Here is a 25,681-nt window from a genome sequence, read left to right on the forward strand (position 1 = left end):
AAATCTGCGCAGATCTGCCTAAATCAGACACCCGAGCGACAGCGAACTGGCGAAGCAAATCTGCGTGAAACCTTTTTATTTTACAAAGAAATTAATAGTTCTGCTCATTGAATCTCCGTCTGCATCTTTTACGGTTAGAACGAAAGAAGCAAATCCTTTTTCAACCGTTGCAAACTGAATTTCTTTTCCTTTTAAAACCACTTTTCCATTTTTAAGATCAGAGAACGTATAAACGGGTTTGTTTTCATATCCTTTGAAATAATCTGCAGCGCTTAAAGTCTTTTTCTCTCCAGAATTCACAAAATAATGAGGCTGTGCCAGCCAGTCTAAATAATTATCCAACTGCGTAAATCCGTCTTTATCTGTATCCTGATTTGCATCTGAGAAATCTCCAGCTGATGAATTTTCATTTAAACCAAAAGCTTTTTCCCACCAGTTTGGCAATCCGTCATGATCTGTATCCCAATCTGACGGACGCGTTTCTGACGCAAAATTCGGCCATCCTCCTGCATCCTGTTCGTTATCGATCATACCGCCTAAACCACTTTTACTTCCTTTAAAAGTAAAAGTTCCTTTTAACGTTTCATCTACAATTCTATTATCATGTTTATCAAAAAACGGCTGATTGGCTCCTACATCTGAAAGCACATTTTTATAAGCTGCTTTCGCTGATTGCGTTTCTACGTACGAAGGAAAAAATGGTTTATCTACAAAAGTTTCATATTCTACTTTCTCATTATTACTTATAGTAGATTTTCTGCCTTTATCCTGAGATTTCTCATCAAAGTAACCTGGCATAATATTTCCGTTAAAATAATAGCGCTGCATTCCTTTTCCAACGCCTTCATGCTGTGCATTTAATGCCACAAATATTGTAGTTGAAGCGCCCGGTTTATAAAAATTGTTTACAAAATTCACTTCGTTTGCTCCGCCGTCAGTTGTTCTTCCTCCCCAGTTGTAAACCACATTGTTTGTGATATCCAATCTTCCTGTGTAATAACCGTCGCCGTTTAGACCACCGCCAATGCTCCAGTTACGGCCTTGGTTATGTGCCAATAAATTATGATGAAAACTACCAATATCCCCACCAATCGTTGCAGCGAAGCCGTGCATTTTTCCAGCTGGATATTTATCATGTCCAGCCACATTTAAAGCTTCTGAAATTAAAGTTCGCTGTAAAGAAATGTGATGAGCACCGCGTGAACTAAACGATTCATCAATAGTCCAGCTAATCGAGCAGTGATCAATAATACTATAATCGGCGCCAGTTAATCCCATTCCGTCATAAGTAGTTCCGCCTCCGATTCTCACTTTTAGAAAACGGATCACTCCATCATTTCCTGTCAATCCAATTGGCGCTCTGCTAATTGTGATTCCTTCACCGGGCGCTGTTTGTCCCGCAATAGTGATATAAGGCTGATTTGCTACTAATCTCGAAGCTAATTTTATATTTCCTGAAACATTAAAAACAATTGTTCTTGGTCCAATTTCCTGATTTACAGCATCACGTAAACTTCCTGGTCCATCGTCATTTAAATTGGTTACTTCAATCACTTTTCCGCCACGTCCCCCAACAGCATATCGTCCGTAACCTTCAGCTCCCGGAAACGCCAATTGAGCAGGTTTAAACGACCATACATTTCCTAAAGTTACTTCGCCTTTAGTATCCACTTCATCCACTCTCCAGTAGTAAGTTGTCCCTGAATATAAATCAGAAACTGAAAAAGATTTATCAGTCAATTTTCCTTTAAATTCTTTCGAAGCTTCTGTTGCATTTTCTACAGCGTTTTTATCTTCACCAAAATATAATTTATGAAAGGCTACATTTTTTACAGCATCCCATTTTAAGGTTAAAGTTTTACCCACTTCAACATGCTCGTCTCTATTTTTTGGTTCTGGAGTACGCGCCTGATTCATCAGGTTTGGCGTATCAATTTCAAAACCATTAATCACAATCTGTTTTATAACATCAGGATTTGAAGTTGGATCAATTTCAAAACGAACAATTACATCTTTGCCTTTTTCAGCATCAAAAGCAATATACGCCATCGAAGCATCAATTTTAGCATTGGCTCTCTGGCTAGCATTTACTGTTTGCTCCAGTTTTCCGTTTACGTAGATTTTAATTGGAGAAAAAGTTTTTCCCGTAATAACATCAAAAGCATTATGGAAAGTCAAAAGCGTATGTTTTCCCGCTTTCAATCCGCTGATTTTCAATTCTAAATTTTCAGCCGTAACCAAACCGTCGCTTCCTAATTTATTATAAAATGGAGCATTCATTCCAACTTTATACCATTTTGAGGTAAAGTTTCCTTTTAGTTTAAATGCCACATTATTAAATGTTTTTTCGGCTTCTTTTTGATCGCTGACAATCCAGGAATCATAATTTACATCATGAACTTCTTCTAGTCTTCTTTGAAAAAAATCAAAGTCAACTTTTACAATTTGTCTATCAGTATTTTGAACTGATTGTGCTTGTCCGTTTGCTGTCAAAAGCATAGACAAAACCGCAGTACTTAGTAATTTCTTTATCATTTTTGTTGGTAATAGTTAGTTTAATTTCGTTTTCTCTGCTTCAGATTTCCCTAACAGATTTATAATGTCTTTTTTTCTTTCTTCCGGAATTACTTTTAAAACTTTCAATTCGCCGTTTACCAATTCTGCTTCAACGGTCGTATTTTGTTTTGCATGTAATTTAAAATGAACATTCCAGTCTTTTGGCCAAGCCGGAAAAAGATAAATTTTTCCATCACTTTCCTGCAAAAGCATTTCCTGCATGCCAATCATTCCTGAACCTCCCCAATTATGATCTGGAACCCAGTCAAAGCCCGGACCCCAAAAGGCAGGGAAACGACGCTCTGAATTCGCCATTTTCATTGTATTATATTTTGCTGCTTCTTCGGTTAAACCCAAACGAGCTGAGAAAATATTATCCTGTTTCCATCCAATATGACTTCTAAATTTTAAAGCATCAGGATCGTATTTCCAGGTATTTAAAGCCGTTTCTAAATCAGGTTTTCCAATGCCGTAAATTCCCCACGGATAAACAGGATATAATTGAGGAACTTCTGAATTATTGACTCGTTCCCATGTTTTTGCAGGAAGTAAAATTTTGTGATTTTCGATTTGTCCGAAATTTAAAGGCGGAATTCTCGTTTGAAATGCTTTTAAATATGCTGAATCTTCTTTGGATAACTGATTTCCTGAAAGGTTTAAAAGGTTTTCTGTAATAACTCGCAAAGCCGAAATTGTACTATTGGCATTGTTCGCCATTTTATATGTTTCAGCTCCTGAGCCTGGAAAGAGAATTAGTTTTCCGTTTCCGTCTAATGCTTTTTTTCCTCTCTGTTTTGCTAAATATTGATAATGTTCATCAAAAAATCGAAGACAGCTTATAATAAATTGATTGTATTTCTGAATGTCCTCTCCAGCATATTCTTTTTGTTGCAGCATCATCTGGCAGAATTCCAAAACCGTGTCCCATTCATATTCCAGCCACGCATTGTATTCCATTCCCGGATCGTAATCTGCGGGACGTTTCCATTCGTATTCTGCGGGATTTGGCAAGCCGAAATTTTCCAATTGTTCTGTAAAAGAAGCGCCATTATGGTTCCAATAGACTTTGCTTCTTAATTCCGCATTTTTTTGAAGACTCAAATAATAATCCAATTGCGATTTCATCATGTCAAAATCACCGCTTTTTATCATTGGAAAATAAACCAATCGCTGGTTTTGAGCTGTCATGGTTCCTCCTCCCCAATTTCTAAAATCGGGTGTAAAATCTAAATCGGGATTTGTAAAAACAGGATCAACTGTAAAAAGTCCGCCGTTGAATTTGGTTGGATATTTCCCATATGCATTGCATCCGAGCATATATCGGAACAATTGATAATTCTGCCCGATTTGATACACCGAATCCTTCTCAATCGATTGATTTTTTTGGGTAAAAATAAAACTGCGTTCCCAGAAATTATTCCACCATTTCATAGTGTTTTTTTCTGCTTGTTTTGAAGTGTTTTTATTAGATGAAATTTGTTTTTTCAAATCATTATTCCAATTATTTAAATCCGATTGACTGGTATTTAAATAAAGCTGCAAAGAATGTTTTTTGGATGGTTTTATGCTTGATAAATTAAAACCCTTAAAATCAGTATCCTGATATTTTCCTAGATATGTTCCGTTCGGTTTTAAGTTATCGCCTTTCATGAATCCGCCAAAAGTTAAATTCGCAATTGGGTTCAGCAATTGGTCTTTTACCGATTCCATTTTCTGTTGTTTAACAGCTACGTCAAAAACAGTATTTTCTCTGTTTCTATGGTGAAATTTAATTCCGCTATTTTCAAAAGCAATCGAATCTTTATAAATAATAATATCTCCCTGAGGCGTCCACTTATAAGAATTCGCATTATTTTCTTTTCCTTTTGAATGATGATTTTGATAACGCCAGCTTTCATAAGAAGCTGTCATTTTCAGCGGATTTTTACTTTCTAAATCAACATGAATAATTGGTCTAAAAACATCAACCCAAAGCTTAATTTTAGTATCATTCTGCCCCACTAAAACATATCCGTCTTTGAGTTTTAATTCCTGATGAAAACCTGCTGCCCCTTCAAATGGATTTGGCATTAAAGCAATTTTTACCCGACCTAATTTCAATAAAGTATTATGTTCATCGAAAGTCCCGCTTCGTGAAAAATAAAAATACAAATCGCCCTTTTCTACCCAGACATTCATACCAATATCGCCGCCTCCCAGAGGCATTGATTCAGATGAATTTTGGCTCTGCGTTTTCCAAACCTGATTATAGTTTTCAAGCACAGGAATTTGCGCTTCAATTAAAAGCGTTGAAAAGAAAAAAAATAAAATTATTGTATTTTTCACACTTATTTATTTAGACGTAAAATTACTTAAAAATGGAAAGCCACTTTATATATTAATATCTTAATCGAATATGTTAATTCTTTTTATTTATTTTAGGAAGGCCTGCCAACTACAAAATAGTCAGCACGTTAAAACCCAAAAATCTTTTAACCAATCAAGCAATAACTTAAATGAACTTATTAGACTTAAAATATCATAAAAGGTTTAATCGATTACCATTCATCTGTTCGAAAAGATGAAACCGGCAAACCTCCTGCACTAAACAATTCCGCTTTAGCGAAATCTTTCCATAAATAGCGAACAGCAACTGGTTTCTTTACTTTATCCGAAGTCAGAACCACTGATTTTCTTCTTACTACAGTTTTAGCCGGATAAAAAACTTTGTCTTCTCCTGCCAATTCAAAACCGGTAACTTCTTTATCGTAAGACGTAATTCCGTTGGCTACATCATCAAAAGAAACCGTAACCGAACCGTCTTTAATTTCCATCGATTTGTATTTCGGACTCTCGAATTCGAAACCTTCAATTCCGTAGGTTCTTGCTAAAGCCTGAAAAGCCAGTCTATTCCCGCCTTTTTCCTTGTCCATTGGATGAATATTATTTTCTTCACCAACATCCATTAAAACCGCCATTCCTGAATTCGGAATTTCATTTGAAGCCTTAAACTGTGCTTCTCTCAAATAAGCTGAATTGTATTTTTCTAAATAATCTTTTGGATGAAATGAAGCGTAATTAAACGGTGCAATCTGAGCGTAATAAAATGGAAAATCTCCTTGTTTCCATAAAGCTCTCCAGCTTGAAACCATTTTTTTCATCAAGGCGGTATATTCAGATGCTCTTTCATAATTCGATTCTCCCTGATACCAAATACAGCCTTTGATTCCGTAACCAATTACAGGCGAAAGCATTCCGTTAAATAAAGTCGTCGGAACACGATTAGGATCTTTTGCCAATTCTTCTTTCGTAGTCGGAATTTTAGCGCTTGCGAAATCTTTCAGCATTTCTTTGTTCATCCACGCTTCCATGCTTGAACCACCGTACGAAACATGAATTAAACCAACAGGAACATCTAAAACTTCCTGTAAAAGAGAACCAAAATACCAAGCCGTTGCACTAAAATTTGATGTTGATTTTGGCGAAGCAATTTCCCATTTTCCTTCAAAATCTTGTAAAGGTTCTAAAACCGTAGCACGCGGAATTGTAATCAATCGAATGTTATTATTGCTTGATTTTACTATGACTTCGTTTCCGTTTTTAACGGGCTGTCCTTGAAAGCCTTTTAACGGCATTTCCATATTCGACTGTCCGGAACAAAGCCAGACTTCTCCAATTAATACATTTTTTACAGTTACTTTTTCAGTTCCTTCTGTAACTTCGATTGTAAATGGTCCGCCAAATGATGGCGTTTGTAATTCCGTTTTCCATTTTCCTGAATTATCAGCTTTTACTTTATAGGTTTTAGAATTCCATGACGTTTTTATCGTCAGGTTTCCGTTTTTTTCTGCCCAACCCCAAATGGGTGCGTTTGACTTTTGCTGCAACATCATATTGTCTGAAAACAATGCAGGCAATTTGATTTTTGCATTGATTTGGAAGCTTGCTAAAAGCATTACAATAGCAACAAGAATTTGATTTATATTTTTCATTAGTTTATATATTTTTTGCCATAGATTAAATGATTTTATAGATTTTAATCTGTAAATATTTAATGTTTTTTGAATTGCCTCCAGCTTTAGCTGGAGGAATAAAAGTTGATCTAGCATTGGCTTTAGCCAAAATCCATGCATTTTGGCTAAAGCCATCACCCTCATTATTTATTGTTTCCATCCAGCTAAAGCTGGACGCTATTCATTTTTTTTAAAACATCTATTTTTTTCTTTCACAATCCTAACCGGACCTAACAATCCAGCTTTTAATAATATTCCTTCCTGCAATCTAAACGGCGCTGTTGTCCAGGTTAATCTTTCTTCTTTTGGTAATTTTTCATCACCAATTAATCGGTTTGCCCAGGTATTTGTTATTTTAATTTCTATCGTGTTTTTTCCTTTTTTTAAGGCTTCAGAAATTTCTGTTTTATATGGAAATGTCCAGATTGTTCCACAGTCTTTTCCGTTTATGGTTACCTCGGCAAGATTGGCAATTGTGCCTAAATCAAGCCAGAATTTATCGTTGGTTTTTCCTTTCCAGACAAAATCTTTCTTATAGATTACAGTTCCCGAATAATACTTAATCTCATCATTTTCAGAAGTGCTCCAGTCGAAAAGTTTGTTTGTTTTCACCACTTCTTTCGGGCCTTTAAATTCAGGATCAAACTGTAATTCCCAATTTTCATCTAAAGTCTGTACCTTTTCAAATTCAGATAATTTTCCATTTGCTAAAACCTCTTTAGTTTCTTCTTTAAAAATCACAAAACCAGATTCGTTTGCATCTAAAATTACCGAAACGATAGTTCTTCCATTTTCTATTTTCCAATTGACTAAAGCCGATGTTTGATCTGTTACTGGATTATACCATTGTGGAACTTTTCCTGAAATTCTGAAAGACGCTTCAAAAAAACGTTTTTCTTCTTTTTGATTGGAAATGAAATAAACATCTTCCGTATCTGATTTGCGATGCGCCCACGCCAATGTTTCTGCATCAACTCGGTTTAAATTTGGAAAATAAACGTCTTGGGTAATTCCTATTGAAGCAAAATCATTTCCTAAATAAGGTAATTTGACAACTGTTCCTTTTCCGATTTTCCATGAAGATGAATTGGCATTATTCCAGATTTCATCCATTACATCCTGCCATTTTTTTTGATCGGTTTCTGAATGCATTCCCGGTTGAAGGTTTGGTTTTTCATCCACAAAAATTGTCGCTCCGTCTTTTACCAACTGCAATATTTTTTCGGCGGAAGCCAAAGAAAGCATCTTATTCGGTCCCATTTTATGACTTCCCGGAAAGAATAAAGCACCGTACTCAATTCCGCCATCAAACGAAATTTTTCCGTTTACCACTTTCGCACGGTTGATTAAAACATCGGTATTGAAAGAATCATATTGATAACCGTTTAGCGGATTAATCCATTTTGATAAATCGGTGATATTTTTAGAATAGGTAACCTCTTTTGGCATTTTTGCCGTTGGCTGACCTTCATTTTCTAAACGGATTTTCTCGCTTTCGAGTCTTGCTGCACCAAACACATTTGGAATAAACGGCACCAAACGATCTGGAACAAAAGAACGGGAAGGAAAATCTTCTCCAATAAAAACCGCCAAATCGATTACAGGTTTTCCTTTTTGCAACTGAAACTGCACTCTTTGGCAATAATCAAACCATGCTTTTCCGGGTTTCCACCAAGTTTGGTCTCTCTGGAAAAAAGTCCCGATATCGTCTAAAGTCATTCCCGGTTTTCTGTTCGTCCACGGATTATGAACAAAAACATGATAGAATAAACGGTTGATTCCTAAGGCGTAATTGCGGTCTGCAGTCGTTTTTAGATTCCCCGGATGTTCGTCCCAATCCATTCGTAAAGCCGTAAAAGATTCCGCCTGAATAATATCTTTTCCATAAATATGTCCGCCAGAAATGGCATCGATCATATCAAAAGGTTTGTCGTGCGTTGGGCTTTTCAGCCAAAATTCACCCCCTGGATAATCCACATATTTATAATGCAGCAAAGCATCACTCATCATTGTTGGCGCAACGTTTTCTGAACTTAACTTAACGTTATATTCTTTTGCAATCTGAGCTACGGTTCCGTAGAAATTATCGGCAACTAAATCGGCTATTGTTTTACGAACATCGTATAAAACTTTCTCTGAAAAATCAGCGCTTTCTATCGGAACTCCAGCCATTACAGGTAAATATTCTACAATATCATAACCACGTCTCTTTTTAAATTCGGCCTGAAAAACCGAAGACCAGTTTTGGCTTCCGCATTCCCAGCTGTCAAAATGAAGGATTTCCAGAACTTTTGAAGCCAATTCAGGGCCAGCTGAACGAACGGCTTCTCCAAACCAATGATCCAGCTGAAAACGGATTAATTCCGGATTAAATTTATCTACTTCCAATCCTTTTCCTGCTCCGCCAGTGGCATTTTCATGTCCTGTAGAAGTATGTCCCATTCGGATAATTTTCCATTTCCCTTTTGGTGCTTTCCAATTCAGATTTCCATCGGCATCAACAAAATTGGAAATATTGATAATTTCTGATTTTTTGAATGCATCAGAATTTGGAATTTGTTTGTCGGTAGTCTGCGGAGTCAAACGCCAAATTGCTCCTGATTTTCCTTCGAAATTATTAATCAACGACTGATTTGAAAGTGTAATTTTACTCACTTTCAGGTTTTGTTTCCATTTCGCAAAATCCAAATCTTCTGCACCTAGTTCTGTTCCCTTTGGATCATAAACAAATCTAAAATATTTTGCGGTAACGGGTGTAATGGTATGTGTATTAGGAAAATCCATATCCTGCCAGCCGTGGCGTGGTGCAATCATTCTTTCGTGGAATCTAAAATGAACTCCATCATCGCTCACTTCCACAATTAGACGCTGCGCCTGAAAATCTCTTCCTTTGGTTTCAATGACAATTGATTTGCAGGTAAAAGGCTGTGCAAATTCGTACTGAATCCAGCCTGCATCGGCAAATTTGAAGTTTTCGTCTTTTTTTGGATCCGCCAAAAACGAAGCATCTGTATTATTTGATGTCGTTACTTTTGGCAGTTGAGTCTCCGAAGTAATTTGGTATTCTTTAATTGGAAAAGCAAAAACTGCAATGTCTTTATAATAGTCTTTGTAATGTTCTGGAACAGCAAGTTTTGAAGCCACTTTTTTGCCTCCTAAAATTTCGATTGTTGACCAGACTACTTTCTGCATCGACATTTCTGGCTTAATCCACGGCCCGCCTGCAACTGCAAATCCATCAGCTCCGTGAAAAGCAAGTTTCAATCCTAAACGATCTGCCTCTTTAAAAGCCCAATGAATCATATCCCAAAATTCAGGACTCAGCTGTAAAACCGGCGGATCAATCAATGGTGGATTTGCCGGCCCTTTAATGGTCATTAAATAAGCTCCTGCAATTCCCGCTTGTTTCATAGCTTCTAAATCGGCTGTGATTCCTGCTTTAGAATAGGCCGATTTCATCCAATACCAATACACCCAAGGTCTTGAAGATTCTAATGTTGGCTGAAAAGAGGTTTCTTTTTTATGGACTTCCTGTGCAGAGACAAAGCTCGTCAAAAGGAGGATAAAAAAGAGGTGTTTTTTTTGAAACATTATTCTTTGTTTTATTTCGTTTGTAACCCGACAGGTTTTAAAAACCTGTCGGGTTTGATATATCGCATTTTTTTGTCATTTCGACGAAGGATAAATCTCCACAAGTAGCTCCGTAACGAAAGTCCAATCCTTGTGGAGTTTCTTACGAAGATTTCTCCTTCGTCGAAATGACAAACTGTACTTTTTAATTCTTAATTTTTAATTTTTAATTATCAATTAATACTTAAACTTCTTCAAACTACTTTCCAACTGATTTTTTGAACCGCTGAAAGGTGTCAAATAAAAACTATACTCATAGTTTCCAGATTTAATTTGATACTGCTCTAATGGCTGTGCAACCAGTGTCCAGCTGTCATTTCCTCCCACTCCCATTTGAATTAAATCGATGTTTACAGTCAAAAACCCTGGATCTTTCAAGTCATATGTATGGCCTGCTGAACTTAAATTTTCCTGTGTATACGGCCATGCACTCATGCTCAGTAGTTTGGTATTGTTTACTACTAAAAATCCATTATTTTTCTGCGGAGTACTCAACGCCATCCATCTTACATCGCATCTGTTTCCGTTTTCCTGAGGTTTTGGGTAATGTTCGATAAAGTCATTAATTGGAAGCGAATATTTGCCTACAAACGAACCAAAACTTCTGTCGCTGTAATTTTCGAGTTCTCCTTTTCCGTACCAAGAAATCTGATCAAATTTTCTCTGAACACCCATCTGCATTCCGATTTTTGGAATGTTTGGCAGTTTGTTTGAAGCTTTTAAACTGTAATCTACTTTTATCACTCCGTCTGGTTTGATGTTGTATACTACGTTTACACTTGCACTGTCTTTTATTATTTCGTAATCGCTTGTAATTTTGATTTCTGAAGCCGATTTATCAATTTTAATGTTTACCAATTTTGGTTTTGCTTTATACCATTGTTTCAATAATTTTTGCGATTTCCAGCCACGTTTATCATTGTCTGTAAGCGGTCTTACGAAGTTTGGTAATAGCGGCGCAAAAACTTGCTCTTCTCCGTTAAAAATATAAGAACTCAAAGCTCCGTTTGTTTTTCCAATTGTAATATCAAAAGTTTTTCCTTTGATTTTGAAATCCGAATCTGATTCGGAAACGTTTACAATTTCTTTTTTCGATTCAGACGAAACAGCTTCTTTCTTTTTCAATAGAAACTGATCTTCCGCAACAGCGTAACCTTTTGAAGCCCAAAGTTCGTCTTTAGAAAGCTGGAATTCTATATTAATAATATACTCGGCATCAGTTTTCATTTTTGGCAGATAAGAACTGATATCCAAAGTTGTTGATTGTCCTGCTTCTACTTTGAATGGTTTTAAAATCTGAGTTTTGATTACGTTTCCGTTTTCCAACACTTTCAAAACAGGTGTATAACTTTCTAATGATTTAACCGCCTGACGATTTTTGATTTCTAACTGATTTCCGTTTAAAGTCGAAATCGCTGGCTGATATACCCATTTATTTTCAAAAATGGAACCTTTTGGTTTTCCGTTAGAATCTACAATTCCTTTGGTGTTGAAGTTTCCATCATGATATTTTTCTCCAAAATCTCCTCCATGAGCAAAATAATTCTGACCTGATCTTGAATCAAATTTTACTAATCCCTGATCTTTAAATTCCCAAATACAGCCTCCGATAACTCTTGGAAGCGAACGGAATTCATCCCATAATTCTTTTAAATTTCCGACTGAATTTCCCATCGCATGAGAATATTCAACAAAAATAATTGGTCGTGTATCTTTCTTTTGATCGACTAAAAATTTCGGAGTGAAAACGCCCGGATAAAAACGGCTGACCATATCTACATACGAATCGTCCTGCGGATTTTCGAATCGGTAAGCGTGATCAATTGTTTTAGGATATCCCGGATCAAGCGGATCGATGTAATCGTCTAATTTTGCATTTCCCTGCGCTGGTTCATAATGTACGGGACGCGTAATATCGAAATCGTGAACCCAACCCGACATTGCAGCATGATTTGGTCCTTTTCCGCCTTCGTTACCTAAACTCCACATTACCACCGATGGATGGTTTTTATCTCTTTCGACCATTCTGATCATTCTTTCCAAATAAGCATTTGTCCAAAGCGGATCATTGCTTAATTTTCCGCCAATTCCGTGTGTTTCCTGATTGGCTTCGTCCATCACCATGATTCCGTATTGATCGCATAATTCGTAAAAATAAGGATCGTTTGGATAATGGCTTGTTCTTATAAAGTTAAAATTGAACTTTTTAATCGTGGTAATATCTTGTTTGATATCGTCCCTTGTAACGGCTTTTCCTCTTGTTGGATGATGATCGTGACGGTTTACGCCATATACATAAGTTTCTTTCCCGTTGATGAGCATTTTTCCATTCTCTTTCGAAAATTCAATTGAACGGAAACCAATTTTACAGCTTTTGGCTTCGGTAATATTTCCGTTTTTATCTTTTATGGAAATAACCATCGTGTATAAATTCGGTTCTTCAGAACTCCATTTTTTTGGATTTTTAATGGTTTCCTGAAAGAACCCAAAACGAACATTATCCAAACGAGGATAACTTTCATTAATCAAATCAATCACAGGTCTTTGAAGCGGTTCTTTGAACATTGCCGTATTATTCGCATCATACAATTGAACATTCATAGTATAATCTTTGACTTTTTCTCCAGTTAGATTCTCCACTTTTGGACGCAGTTTAAAAATAGCATCTGTGTATTGTTTATCTAATTTAGTTTGAACGAAGAAATCCTGAATACGTAATTTCGGTTCTGCCATAATGAAAACTTCACGCTGGATGCCGCTCATACGCCAGTGATCCTGATCTTCTAAATAAGAACCATCTGTCCAACGGATTACACGAACAGAAACTACATTTTCTCCCGCTTTTAAATAAGGCGAAATATCAAATTCTGATGGCAGAAAACTGTCTTCTCCGTAACCTAAAAATTCTCCATTAAGCCAAACTTCAAAACCTGAACTTACGGCCCCAAAATGTAAAGTCACAGTCATATCTTTCCAATTTTCTGGAACAGAAAAACTTCTTTGGTAAGAACCAACTCCGTTATAATCTTTAGGAATATAAGGCGGATTTATTGGTCGAAACGGATAAACGGCACTTTTGTAAATTGGATTATCGTATCCTTTCATTTCCCAGTTTGAAGGTACTTCAATTTTATCCCAGCCTGAAACCGTATTTTTATAGAAATCTTTTGAAGCTTCTTTTAAATTTACAGCATATTTAAAATCCCAATCGCCGTTTAGTATTTGGATTCGGCTTTTGGTTCTGTCGCCTTTTAAAGCATCTTCAACACTTGTGTACGAGTATGCTGTTGCTCTTGATGGCTGTCTATTGATGCTTGTTATCGTTGGGTCTTCCCAAGGTGCGAATTCGTACTTTTTATGCAATTCTGGAATTCCTGCTGGTTCTCCTGTTACGGATTGTGCCTGTGTGTAAGTTGTGAATAGTAAAATTACAGTCAAAAAGTCGAACGTCGAAAGTCGAAAGTTGAAAAATTGCTGAATATGATTTGGTTTAAACATTCTTTTATTTTTAGTTTTTTTGTCATTTCGAGGAACGAGAAATCTTCGCGCGATATTCTACAAAGATTGGTAACTATCCTGTGTGGAGCTACTTGTGGAGATTTCTCCTTCGTCGAAATGACAAAACTGGGTCTTTATTTATTTTGTGTAATTAAACCTGACAGATTTTAAAAACCTGTCAGGTTTAAAATGTACTGTATCTTAATTCTTTGTACTTTGTACTTAATTCTTCGTCTTTTTCTCCGGCGGTGCCACAAAATTCAATTTGCTTTTTCCTAAATCTTTAGACGTTGCAATGGCGATTCCTCTTTGTTCTGCTTTGTTAACAGCGCAATAAAAATGATAAACCACGCCATCGTGTTTTACCACAAATGATTTATGAGCAAACAAATCGTCGTATGGTTCTGATGATTTAACTAAATCTTCCCCTTTCCAGTCCGTCCAGTTTACTAAATCATTCGAAACAGCAAAACGATTAAATGCACCTTGATTCCAACCCGTCCAAAAAGCCCCAAAATAAAACATCACCCAGGTATCATTAATTCGCTGAATATAAGCATCTCCCGAAATTCCTTTATGATGATTGATTAATGGTTTATCGCCATAACGCTTCCATGTTTTCATATCGTTTGATACTGCCATTGCAATACGCTCAGCGCCTTTAGCCGGATTGATACTATCGCCACGTGCATTATAATACATGATGAAATTGTGTCCCGTCAATTTATCTTTATCACGAATTACACTGTTTTTGTACATCGTACTATTATCCCACCATCTGGCATCTTTGTCTTTTGGTGTTAAAACCGGATTTTCTAATCTTTGAAATTCGTGTGGTTTTGTCGGCGCTTCTTTGGTATACGCCATTCCGATTGACAAAACGCCTGCTTCATAACCTTTACTGTCTCCACCAAAATAACTCATCCAGTATTTATCATCGTATTTTTCCCATTCGTAGCTTCCACCCCAAGTTAGATCTTGTAGCGAAATATATCCCGCTTTTTGGTTTACATCCCAATGTTTTTCGTTTTCTGAGAAGGACATTACTTTACCTAGATGTTTCCAATCTAGAAGATTGTCACTTTCCGCAAGCCAGGTTTCATAACCTCTTCCGTCATAAATTAAATAGGTCATAAACCATTTTCCGTCTTTTATAAATACACTTGGACAGTCCATTTTGTACGAGTTGTCGGTCGGAACCATTACCAAACCGTATTTAAAAGGCGTTTTGATTTCTTCATAAATCTCCTGCATTACATTTTCGGTGATGTCTCGTTTTTTGTATTTAGTTGCACAGCTGGTTAAGACAAGTGCTGAAATGGTTAGGATTAGGTATTTAATTTTCATTTTTATGTTTTTTGCCACGAAGGCGCTAAGGCTCTAAGTTTTTTTTGTTTTGGAGCGATTTAATCTCGCAAAGTCACAGTCCCGAGGCTTCGGGAGCAAAGTTCTATTTTCTATACTCTATTTTCTATACTCTATTTTCTATATTCTAAAATCTTGCTTCTTGCATCTTTCTTCTTCTTCTTCACCACTCTATTCTATTTCTTCAATTCCTTTAAACGTAACTCCATCACATCTTTGTTCAGTTTTACTTTTACCATTCCTGTTGGATGAAATCTTCTTTTTAAATCAATGGCATTATAGACTATTGTGTAAACATCGTTTCCTTCCGGGATTAGGCATAATGGCGTTCTCATAATATCCCACCATTTATTAACTTTGGTTTCTATTGGCAAATAATGCGCTTCTGCCCAATTTACTCCGTCTGCTGATAAAGAATAGGCAATCATATTTGGTAAATGATGTCCCCAGCCATCTGGGCCTCCATCGAAAATCGCGATGTACAGACCATTTGGTAATTGGCTAACGATTGGATTTTCTACAAACTGCGGATGCATTGTCTTAATTGGTTCCAAACCTTTATTCATTCTCTGCCATGGTCCTTCTAAACTTTTTGACTCGGCTAAAGCTACAAACCAGCCTTTTCCTGATTTCTTCGGATAATCTGCCCACGAATTAAAAGGATAAGCACCGCTGTAAAATCCGAAATATTTATCGCCAACCTGATACGGAAAAAACGAGGCAACACCCTGACGTCCTTCCCAAGGTTGAGAATCTAATCCTGGTTCCATAATAATTCCCATATCTTTATAAGGTCCGCCAATTCCGTTAATTCCTTCAATGGTAGATTCGCATCTCCAGATTCTTCCAAAAGAGTGATTTGGTTCTATTTCTTTGCTTACCGTATAAGCCAAATAATAACCGTACCATTTATTTGCCTTTTCATTAAAAACAGGCATATACGACCAAATTGCGGCACGACGATCATTCATAGGGTTATCATCTTCGGTTATAGCATAAGTTCCGCTGGCTTGATAAATTGTTGATTCTCTTTTCCAAGTGATGGCATCTTTACTTGTCCAGTGTCCTATTTTGGTTTTCACACGATCGTAATAGTAATCAACGCCTTTTTCTCCTGCTCTTTCAGTTGGAAACATATGATACGTATCGCCAACTTTTACAACACGTCCGCCTTCAAAACCTCCCTGAATTCCTTCTGTTCCAGACATTCCCTCATCTATAACCGGTTTGTTTTCTCCGCCAATAACTTCGAAAAGCGGTTTTTCATCTGAAAATCCTTCAACAATAAAAGTAGGATTCCAAAGTTTTCCGTCTGGTAATTTGGCATTTCTTGGTTCTAGTTTTTCAGAAGCTTTTACAACTCCTAAAACAGCAAATAATCCTTTTCCAAGATTTAAAGTTTGTGTTCCTTTTGAGAAAGAAATAACATATACATTTACAGGAGGTAAACCTGTAATGGTCAATCCATTTTCTAAAATTAATTTGGCATTTTGAAGTTTATCTGCTTGAAGATATTCCGCATTTTTATCCTGAAAAACACCAATTAAAACCTGAACTTGTTCTTTAAACTTTAACTGCAACGAAGCGTTAGTTCCGTTTTTAAATTTCTCTAAAGGAAGTTCAATACCTGTTAAACCTTGTAATTCCTGAGCTAAACGAACAATATTATGTTTGCTTCCTGAAAATACATGGGCATATTGCGTGGTTTTGAATGTTTTGTAATTGGATTTTACAATTTCAAAGGATGCTGGTTTCCATGCGGTGTTTTGTGCTGTTGCTTGAATGCAGACAGCCAATAACATTAGAAAAGCGGTTTTTAATTTGAAATTGTATTTTTTATTTTTTGAAAACATTGGTTTTTTATTTTTAAAACTTAAGTTCTATCTTGTCATTGCGAGGAACGAAGCAATCACATTTGCTATATCCATCATTGTTACTTATTCTAGTGAGGTTGCTTCGTTCCTCGCAATGGACAAACGAAATGTAAAAATTATAGAGCTTTATAACTCACTTTATACTCCACATTCGGTTGTACAATCAACTGATATTTATTCTTCGATAACTCTGTAATTGTTCCTGAATTTGTTTTTGGTTTGCTTGCACTTTCAAAAATTAATTTTCCTTCTCCTTCACTTGCTTTTACCTTAATTTCTTTGGTATTGCAATACAATGCTACTTCACCGTTTGGAGTTGGGACTTTTCCTTCCATCCATTTTAAACCACCTAAATTTGGTTTGATTTCATATTCTGAATAGCCCGGAGCGGTTGGTTTTACACCTAAATAATATTTTCCTAATAAATAGATCGGACTTGCTCCCCAAGCGTGACAAAGGCTTTTCCCGTAAGGGCGTCCATACATCGTTAAATGCTCTGTTCCTTTTTTGTTTGGATTGTATTCTTCCCAGAAAGATGTAGCGCCTTCATTCAGCATTCCTCCCCAATAATCTTTCATTTCCTTTAAAACATAATCCTGTTCACCCATCGCACACAATGCTTCTAACTCGTAAAAACGCATATATGGAGTTGTGATTTGAAGAACATCTTTATTAAGCAACACTTTATTTTTTACGCTTTGTTTTTGTTCTTCATTAAAATAGTTAAAGAAAATACCGAACATATTAGCATATCTGGTTACAATATTTTGCATTTTACCGTCAATACGCTGGTGCTTCATGACGTTTTCTTTTTTGTCCCAAAACACATCAAATAATTTTGTTTTTAGATCATCCCCTAATTTTTGATATTGTTTTTGGTCTTCACTTTTACCCGCAATTTCAGCACTCACAGCCATTGCTTCTAAACTTCTAGCTAAAAGCATTTGCTCAAAACTAACCTCGCCCGTTTTTGGTAATCCGTCTGCCCAGTCAATAAAAACCCAGTCGCCTTCTAATGGTTCCAAGAATCCGTTTTTATTTCTTCTTTCCAAACAAAAATCCATAAGTGATTTCATTCTTGGATAAAAAGTTTTAATAAATTTTGTATCGCCTGTATGTAAGTAGTAATCGTAAACACCTACAAACCAATAAAGCGAATAATCCATTATAATATTTACGTGAGCTGTTACAGGATCTTTTCCACGAAGGGCTAAAAGCGTTCGTTCTACAGAAGCCGAATCAAAGAATAAATAATAATTCATTAAATAACTTTGATAAGCGTCGCCAGACCAAACCCAGCGGTCACGTTTGATTCCGTCTATAAAAAATTCACGGGAAGTTAAATGCATCGTATATGCCGACACATCCCAAATTTTATTCAATTGTTCATCCGAAGATTTGAAAGCACCACGATAGTCTAATGGCAGATATTCATAAAGCATCGAAATAGAATCGTATTTTACTGTTGCATCTGCTTGTACCTGAACATAGCGAAATGCTTTCGATCCATTGTGAGTGTAAGTTTCAGGTTGTTTTCCGTCAAAAGATAAATGATCTAAGGTTTCACATTTAGCAGAATCCAGCGCTTCCTCGCGAGATTCTCCATAATAAAGTGCTACTTTACCTTTTCCTTTTAAACCGTGAATTTTAATATAACCAAAAGTTTCTTTACCAAAATCTACTAGTTCACCAACTCCTATTTTTTCTGTTTTCTTTGCACTCAAAGGTTTGGTTGTTAGTTTAAACTCAGAAGGCTTGTTTTCTGGCGAATTAAAATTCCAAGAACCAACTGGAACCCAAGGTGTACCCGATTGTTGTGCTTTTCCAGTTTCATCAATCCAAAGTTTATCTTCATTGGTTACTTTCCAAGAGGCATCAGATTTTACATATTTACCAGCAATATAAATAGCCGGCAACACTTCCTGATTGTAAACTTTAAAGGAAATTTTGTGTTTTCCGGCAGGAACTGTAATTGATTTTGGCTGTCCATAAATTTGAACGCCATCTAAAAGTAATTGAAAAGGTCCTTCTGAGAAGATTTTCACCTCGTCTGGCTTTGGAATCTCTACTTCTGTTTGAAAAGTGACTAAGGCATAAGGACTATAATATTGCCAAAGCGGTGGAAATACTGCTTCGCGTTCCGTACGTCTTACCTGCATTTTATTGCTTAACCAAACTTCAAAATCTCCTGGGTACCAGATCCATGTCGCTTCTTTTGATTTTTCCTGTGCTGATGATAGCGAACAAGAAAAAAGTGCAACAAAAAGAAATAGAGTCTTAAAAATGGAAAAGCGGTTTAGCATAGATAATTTATTTTGGAGCTAAAGATAAGTGTTCTCTACACATTTGACAACCTGTACTATCCTGCTATTTCGCAAAAAATAGCACTTTTTGATAATTTTTTAAGGGAAAAATTATGGGTATCACTTTTTTAGTACTAAAAAAAATGATGTTAGAATTTTATGGGACGCTGATGAGACGGATTCGCTATCACGAAGACGCTGATTAATGCGGATTTTTTTATTCTATAAATATAAATCCGTTTCTATCAGCGTCTTTACGAAGTAAATCCGTTTTATCAGCGTCCAGATTTAGGATTATGATTTAAGCAATCATCCTTTCAGATTCGTTTTCGTCTTCTAGAATATAGTTAGAAGGTGTTTTGCCTAAATGCTTTTTAAACATATAAATAAAAGCGCTTGTGGTTTCGTAACCTAAATTAAAGGCAATTTCTTTGATGGATTGTTTTTCACCCAAACGTTTTATGGCTTCTAACAATTTTAAGCGTGTTCGCCAGTCGCTAAAATTCATTCCCAATTCTTTAATAAACAATCGAGATAAAGTTCTTGTGCTCATAAATGAAAGTTCGGCGTAATATTCGATTGTATTTTTACTCGCAACATCGTTCATTAAAATCTCAACTACTTTTTGAAGTCTTTCGTGATTGGTTGTTGGGAGAAATGTTGCGCTTGGTTCGATTAAAGCTAATTCGTCCAAGAAAACAGAAATGATTCTTTTTTGTGGCGGAGTTAAATTTCCATCTACTCCAAAAGTGATGATTTTGAAAACCAACTGCTTTAAAAACATCGGAATATCAAATGAAAAACTGTTTACTGGCAATCCTTCCATTGCAGACGGATCAATAAAAACGCTGTAATAATTGACGTCTTTCTGAAAAGTAACCTGATGTTCCACACCGCCTGGAAGCCACAAGCCCTGCAACGGATTTACCACCCAAATATGATTGCCCACCACAACGTTCATTACGCCGCGAGTTGCATAAATTAGCTGCCCTCTTGGATGCGAATGCGAAATACACATCTCGTTGGTTACCATTTCGGTATAGCCAATAACAGGAATCGATGGATCTACTTTGTATCCATGTTCCTGCGCCATTCGATATGTCCGAATTTGGTTATTCATTGTCCAAATATAGCAATTCTGACATAACAATTCTTTTAATCTTTGCAAAAAATAATACAGCTGTTGTTTTTTAACCTAATTTAAAAATCAAAAAATATCTCATGGACACTATTAAAGCAAATCCTGAAATACTTAAAAAAACCACTTATTCGATCTTATTTATCATAAGTTTTTCGCATTTAATTAATGATCTTTTACAGGCAGTTGTGCCTTCTATTTATCCGCTGCTAAAGGAAAATTTTAATCTAAGTTTTTCTCAAATCGGAATTATCACTTTTACTTACCAAATCGTGGCTTCAATTTTACAGCCTTTTGTTGGAATGTATACCGATAAAAACTCTAAACCATATTCGCTGATTGTCGGCATGTGTTTTACAATGACTGGCCTTTTCTTGGTTTCGATTGCTTCAAGCTTTACTTATCTATTATTATCGGTAAGTTTAATAGGAATTGGATCTTCGATTTTCCATCCTGAATCTTCACGTGTGGCGCACTTAGCTTCAGGCGGAAAAAGAGGTTTGGCGCAATCTATTTTTCAATTGGGAGGAAATGCAGGAAGTGCTATCGGACCTTTATTAGCAGCTTTTATCGTGATTCCGCACGGACAATCTTATATCGCTTGGTTTTGTATTATTGCATTAGTTGGTGTTTTTGCCTTGTATAAAATTGCGATTTGGTATACGGCACATTTATCTGAAAGAAATGCGAATAAAGCTTCTCACCAAATCGAGACGCATCATTTGTCTAAAAACAGAGTAATTGGTTCCTTGATTATTTTATTGGTGCTGATTTTCTCTAAATATTTCTATATGAGTAGTATTACAAGTTATTATACTTTCTTTTTGATTGATAAATTCCACATCACAATTCAACAATCTCAGGTATATTTATTCTTGTTCTCGGGTGCTGTAGCTGCAGGAACTTTAATCGGTGGGCCAATTGGAGATCGATATGGCAGAAAATATGTAATCTGGGTTTCAATTTTAGGAGTTGCTCCGTTTACTTTGATGCTGCCTTATGTTTCTTTGTTCTGGGTTGGAACTTTATCTGTAATTATCGGGTTGATTCTCTCTTCAGCATTCTCAGCTATTCTAGTCTATGCAACTGAATTAATGCCTGGAAAAGTCGGACTTGTTGCGGGTCTTTTCTTCGGATTTGCTTTCGGAATGGGCGGTTTAGGTTCTGCAATTTTAGGAAAAATTGCCGATGCTACAAGTATCGAATATGTATTTAAAATTTGTGCGTTTCTACCTTTAATTGGAATAATTACTGGGTTCTTGCCAAATCTTGAAAGGAAAAAGAAAGTTGAGAATTAGTAATAAAAAATACATTACAAAACAACAAGTATAATTTGCAGATTATGAAATTGGTTTTGTAAAACACTTGCAATAAAAAAGCTTCAAGTTTTCTTGAAGCTTTTTTATTATCACTAGAAATGGATACTATTTTTAGAAAGATATTTCTCTTTTTCTTCTTCTGTCATCTCCTGAGATATTGCAGGATCATTATATGTGGCAATGAAGTTGTTTTCATTATTTAATTTTTGAATTCCATCTTGAGCCAAGAAAAATGGCATTACAGATCTTTGTATAATTTTATTATTACTACTAAGCCTTTCAGAATCTTCGTTCGTAAAATAATAAACATTAAACCTAAAACTGTACTCGCCGTTAGTTGTTATATCATCCATAATTCCTAAGCGAGAGTGTGGATAAACTGTTTGATTTAAACTGACAAATAATGATTTTTCATCCAAACCAGAATAAGATGCATTAGTTCCATCCGCATGTTCAACTATAACTTCTGTTCTATAATCTGGCAATGATTGTCCATTTGCATCTGCAACGTTTGTTATGGCAAATTTTCTAATGTCGATTACAATACCTTTTCTCATGGCAAAAATGGTATCTCTTGTCTTGGAGTATACAAGGTAATTTTTCCATACTTCCGGCTTAACATTAAAACGCTTTGATTCCAGAACTCTTATGCTTTTATTTTTTTGAAATGGAAGCAAATAATTAATTGAATAATCAACTTTTGGATTTATAGTTCCCTTCGTAAAACTAAAGGTATAAGAACAAAAAATTTCTTTTTTCTCATTGGCAGGAAGTAACTTAAAAAGAGTACCCGATTTTTCATTCAGATTAAAAGCGTACTTTCTTTTCAATGTAGTGCTATCTGCAACATTTTGCACTTTTTCTAATTCAATTTCAACAAAATAAGACCCAACCTCTTCTTTAATGTAATTGAAAACTATGCTATTATCTAAATTCTTTACACGTGTAACAAAGACCTTTTGATTTTGGGAAGACATTCTTTCCGTACTAAACAAAATAAAAATCGCAAATACTAATAATAGATTTCTTGTCATAACTATATTTTTCTTGTTCTAAAAATTTCTAAACGATACAAATATAGTAAAAAAGCTACATAAAATAAATATAATTTTAAGATTTATCCTATAAATATAACACTTAGATATTTATTGAAAATAAGGCAGAAACAAAAAAACGTTTTCTTACTAAGAAAACGTTTTTTGCAATCGGAGCTTCAAAACATAGCCAGTGTTTTCAACCACTGGGGCTCAAGATATATAACATTACGTTTATCATATTACGATTCCCATGGTTGAAACCACGGGTTATGTTTTAAATTCTTTAAATTTATTAATTCCCAATAAAAACCAAATACAAAGCCAAAATCACCAACCCCAACAAACCAAACAAAAGCTTCACCTTTTTACTGGTTTTAGGAATATCCCTTTCATCTGAAACATTAACTTCAGGATTTTTATCGGTTAAAGAAATAATAAAGGCTGCAATTAAAAGCACAGCAAAAATGTAAAACGAAATCAATAAAAAGTGAGGCCAAACCGGATATTTATCGGCAGGGAAAATCCATAAATACAAAACCCCTACAAACAAACTAAACGCAGAACCCCAAGAAAGTGTTGCATTTACGGCTTTTTTTGTAGTGCGTTTCCAGAAAACACTCAAAAGGAAAACAACAGATAACGAAGGCGCCAAGAAACCTAAAACTGCCTGAAATATGTTGAATAAATTCTGCCCTTTGATATTGTCAATCGCAACGGCAATCAAAATCGCAAAAACACATCCAGCGGCAATCGTTAAACGTCCAATTTTAATTTGATCTTTGATAGTAGCATTTGGATTGATTTTCTTTACGTAAATATCATTCGTAAAAACGGTACTTAAAGCATTAAGAGAAGAACCAATTGTTCCTACCAAAACGGCAATCATTACACAGATTACCAAACCGTTCATTCCACTTGGAAAAAGATTCGTAACCATTGTCATATAAGCCAAATCGGAATTGCTTCCTAATTCTGGATATAAGGCATAACACAAAATTCCGGGAAGAATAAACAACGGCAAAGCCATAACTTTTAACCATCCAATAAAGTTTACGCCCAATTGTCCCTGCTCCAAATTCTTAGCTCCTAAAACACTCTGCACCATCGATTGATCGGTACAGAAAAAAGCAACAGCTGCTACAGGATATCCTAATAAAATAGCCGGCCACGGATAATGTGCATCGTCTGAAGGGCGGACTAAATTCCAAAAATTAGAAGGTGTTTTTGCAATTAAAACATCGATTCCTCCAAGTTTTTGCAAACCTAAATACGACAAAGTCAATGAAACTACAATCAGCAAAATCATCTGAAAAACATTCACTTTTGCAATAGCTTTTAATCCTCCAGCAAAGGTAAAAATTCCAGAGAAAATCACTAAAACAGTTACACTCTGCCACATCGGAATTCCTAGAATCTGACGTACTAAAACGCCTCCGCTGAATAATCCTAAAGACAACCAGCTAACTAAGATTTTCACCAAAGCATACCAAGCGAGAATATTCTGCGTACTATCGCCATAGCGTTTTCCCATATATTCGGGCATGGTGCTTACTTTGCTCGCAATATATCTTGGTGCAAAAACCATCGCCAAAAGCAGTAAAAATACAAATGCGTACCATTCAAAATTTCCTGCAACAATTCCGGTTGCGTAACCAATACTCGCAAAAGCCAATAAAGACGAAGGCCCAACATTGGTTCCCCACATATTAAAGCCAATGCTGTACCAGCTCAACGAATTAGACGCTAAAAAAAGCGTTTCGTTTTTCTTACTCTGCTTTACACTTACCACATAACCAATGATCAATAAAGTCACCAAATACACGGCAACGATTATAAAATCAAGCGTTGTTAATTTGTCGTAGATACTGTTCATAGTCCGTATTCGTTAAGAATATCGGCGATTTTAACCGGCATTCCAGTTTGCAAAGATTTATCCATTGCCTGAAGTAAAGCCACAGTTCCAATTCCTTCTTCCATGTTTGGATAAGCTTCAAAATCTTGCTCGATACTATCTACGAAATATTCTAAATAATTCTGATATTCCCCGCCATGATGACTTTGTCCTTCAAAACGGAAATAATATTTTAAAGTGCTGTCGCCCCACGTAATTACTTTTTCTTCTCCCGTTTTGTCTGTAACCGCATAACGTAATTCGTGATAATCGGCCTGACTTGCGCCTTCTGTTGCTCTTAAAATTGTACTCATGCCACTGTCGCGCTGTGCTGGCTGAGTCGGCGAAGTATACACACCGCTTACACGTGCAATTCTTCCATCGGCTGCTTTAAAGATAAAATGCATCGTATCTTCATTCTTCAAACCAGCTGATTGTCCGTTACTGCTAATCATTCCGTAACCCATTACTTCCTGAATATTTGGCAAATACCATCTAATGAAATCCACAGGATGACTCAAACCTCCATACAACCATTTAAATGATTGCAAAAGCGACCATTCTTTCTTCAAAAACCATCTGTGATCTGCGTGATATTGGGCTTCAATTGTAATTAAATCTCCTATTAAACCTGCTTCATAATCGGCTCTTTGTCTTTTAGCTGGTTCGAAAAAACGAGAACTTTGTCCGATGAAAACTTTCTTACCTGTTTTAGCGCTTAATTCTAATAATTCTTTAGCATCCGAAAGATCATCTATAAAAGGTTTTGTACAAACCACATGTTTTCCATGCAATAAAGCTTGTTTTACGTGCTGTGCGTGCAAATGATCCGGCGTATAAATTGCAATGATATCAATGGAAGCATCGTTTAAGATTTCTTCGTAATTGGTTGTATAAGAATGAAAATCGAATTCTTTTGCTCTCTGTTTACACAGTTCTTCGTTTCGGTCGCATATTTTCACAAGTTCTAGTTTTGAACTTTCTATAGCAGCTGACATTGTACTTCGTCCTTCTCCAAGTCCCAGAATGGCTATTTTTAACATGGGTTGTGGTTATTTTAGATTGTTGATTTTAGATT

General features: G+C 35.9%; 14 protein-coding genes. 1 reads left to right on the plus strand and 13 read right to left on the minus strand.

Annotated features, from left to right (window positions below; translation table 11 throughout):
- Positions 1-75: 75 nt before the first annotated feature.
- From ASD98_RS00895 to ASD98_RS00935, 10 genes are all read right to left on the minus strand, one after another.
- The gene (locus ASD98_RS00895; protein WP_056198786.1) at positions 76-2,535 is read right to left on the minus strand and encodes a polysaccharide lyase family 1 protein; all 2,460 of its coding nucleotides are present in this window, start codon (positions 2,533-2,535) and stop codon (positions 76-78) included.
- A 15-nt stretch (positions 2,536-2,550) separates the two neighbouring features.
- Complete coding sequence (locus ASD98_RS00900) at positions 2,551-4,881, minus strand: DUF5703 domain-containing protein (RefSeq protein WP_056198789.1); 2,331 nt, start codon at positions 4,879-4,881, stop codon at positions 2,551-2,553.
- A 212-nt stretch (positions 4,882-5,093) separates the two neighbouring features.
- Positions 5,094-6,527, minus strand: a complete 1,434-nt coding sequence (locus tag ASD98_RS00905) for a sialate O-acetylesterase (protein WP_242412052.1) — start codon at positions 6,525-6,527, stop codon at positions 5,094-5,096.
- A gap of 25 nt (positions 6,528-6,552) precedes the next feature.
- Positions 6,553-6,708 (minus strand): hypothetical protein, encoded by a 156-nt coding sequence (locus tag ASD98_RS23915; RefSeq protein WP_157849130.1) that lies wholly within the window; start codon positions 6,706-6,708, stop codon positions 6,553-6,555.
- A 17-nt stretch (positions 6,709-6,725) separates the two neighbouring features.
- Positions 6,726-10,139, minus strand: a complete 3,414-nt coding sequence (locus tag ASD98_RS00910) for a glycosyl hydrolase (RefSeq protein WP_056198793.1) — start codon at positions 10,137-10,139, stop codon at positions 6,726-6,728.
- Between the two features lie 216 nt (positions 10,140-10,355).
- Entirely contained in the window at positions 10,356-13,676 is a 3,321-nt protein-coding gene (locus ASD98_RS00915) for a glycoside hydrolase family 2 TIM barrel-domain containing protein (protein ID WP_056198796.1), read from the minus strand.
- 222 nt (positions 13,677-13,898) lie between these two features.
- Complete coding sequence (locus tag ASD98_RS00920) at positions 13,899-15,023, minus strand: hypothetical protein (RefSeq protein WP_056198799.1); 1,125 nt, start codon at positions 15,021-15,023, stop codon at positions 13,899-13,901.
- Between the two features lie 194 nt (positions 15,024-15,217).
- Positions 15,218-16,894 (minus strand): hypothetical protein, encoded by a 1,677-nt coding sequence (locus tag ASD98_RS00925; protein ID WP_056198802.1) that lies wholly within the window; start codon positions 16,892-16,894, stop codon positions 15,218-15,220.
- A gap of 137 nt (positions 16,895-17,031) precedes the next feature.
- Complete coding sequence (locus ASD98_RS00930; protein WP_056198806.1) at positions 17,032-19,218, minus strand: family 78 glycoside hydrolase catalytic domain; 2,187 nt, start codon at positions 19,216-19,218, stop codon at positions 17,032-17,034.
- Positions 19,219-19,519: 301 nt separating this feature from the next.
- Positions 19,520-20,338 (minus strand): helix-turn-helix domain-containing protein, encoded by an 819-nt coding sequence (locus ASD98_RS00935; protein WP_056198809.1) that lies wholly within the window; start codon positions 20,336-20,338, stop codon positions 19,520-19,522.
- A 101-nt stretch (positions 20,339-20,439) separates the two neighbouring features.
- Here ASD98_RS00935 and ASD98_RS00940 point away from each other — a divergent pair, with 101 nt between their 5' ends.
- The gene (locus ASD98_RS00940) at positions 20,440-21,654 is read left to right on the plus strand and encodes an MFS transporter (RefSeq protein ID WP_056198812.1); all 1,215 of its coding nucleotides are present in this window, start codon (positions 20,440-20,442) and stop codon (positions 21,652-21,654) included.
- 113 nt (positions 21,655-21,767) lie between these two features.
- On the opposite strand, the gene ASD98_RS00945 is transcribed toward ASD98_RS00940, so the two are convergent.
- The 3 genes from ASD98_RS00945 to ASD98_RS00955 form a co-directional block, all read right to left on the minus strand.
- A complete protein-coding gene (locus tag ASD98_RS00945; protein WP_128414761.1) occupies positions 21,768-22,709 on the minus strand; it encodes a hypothetical protein in 942 nt (313 codons plus the stop codon).
- A 295-nt stretch (positions 22,710-23,004) separates the two neighbouring features.
- Entirely contained in the window at positions 23,005-24,585 is a 1,581-nt protein-coding gene (locus ASD98_RS00950) for a sodium:solute symporter (protein WP_056198818.1), read from the minus strand.
- Positions 24,582-25,646, minus strand: coding sequence for a Gfo/Idh/MocA family protein (locus ASD98_RS00955; protein WP_056198821.1), 1,065 nt, complete (start codon positions 25,644-25,646; stop codon positions 24,582-24,584). The genes ASD98_RS00950 and ASD98_RS00955 overlap by 4 nt, the downstream gene beginning before the upstream one ends.
- Positions 25,647-25,681: the final 35 nt, after the last annotated feature.

This window comes from Flavobacterium sp. Root186 (assembly GCF_001428525.1).
Classification (GTDB): domain Bacteria; phylum Bacteroidota; class Bacteroidia; order Flavobacteriales; family Flavobacteriaceae; genus Flavobacterium.

Coding starts and splice junctions, on each gene's coding strand:
- ASD98_RS00895 (WP_056198786.1), bottom strand. CDS start 2,535: ATGATAAAGAAATTACTAAGTACTGCGGTTTTGTCTATGCTTTTGACA.
- ASD98_RS00905 (WP_242412052.1), bottom strand. CDS start 6,527: ATGAAAAATATAAATCAAATTCTTGTTGCTATTGTAATGCTTTTAGCA.
- ASD98_RS23915 (WP_157849130.1), bottom strand. CDS start 6,708: ATGGAAACAATAAATAATGAGGGTGATGGCTTTAGCCAAAATGCATGG.
- ASD98_RS00910 (WP_056198793.1), bottom strand. CDS start 10,139: ATGTTTCAAAAAAAACACCTCTTTTTTATCCTCCTTTTGACGAGCTTT.
- ASD98_RS00915 (WP_056198796.1), bottom strand. CDS start 13,676: ATGTTTAAACCAAATCATATTCAGCAATTTTTCAACTTTCGACTTTCG.
- ASD98_RS00920 (WP_056198799.1), bottom strand. CDS start 15,023: ATGAAAATTAAATACCTAATCCTAACCATTTCAGCACTTGTCTTAACC.
- ASD98_RS00925 (WP_056198802.1), bottom strand. CDS start 16,894: ATGTTTTCAAAAAATAAAAAATACAATTTCAAATTAAAAACCGCTTTT.
- ASD98_RS00930 (WP_056198806.1), bottom strand. CDS start 19,218: ATGCTAAACCGCTTTTCCATTTTTAAGACTCTATTTCTTTTTGTTGCA.
- ASD98_RS00935 (WP_056198809.1), bottom strand. CDS start 20,338: ATGAATAACCAAATTCGGACATATCGAATGGCGCAGGAACATGGATAC.
- ASD98_RS00940 (WP_056198812.1), top strand. CDS start 20,440: ATGGACACTATTAAAGCAAATCCTGAAATACTTAAAAAAACCACTTAT.
- ASD98_RS00945 (WP_128414761.1), bottom strand. CDS start 22,709: ATGACAAGAAATCTATTATTAGTATTTGCGATTTTTATTTTGTTTAGT.
- ASD98_RS00950 (WP_056198818.1), bottom strand. CDS start 24,585: ATGAACAGTATCTACGACAAATTAACAACGCTTGATTTTATAATCGTT.
- ASD98_RS00955 (WP_056198821.1), bottom strand. CDS start 25,646: ATGTTAAAAATAGCCATTCTGGGACTTGGAGAAGGACGAAGTACAATG.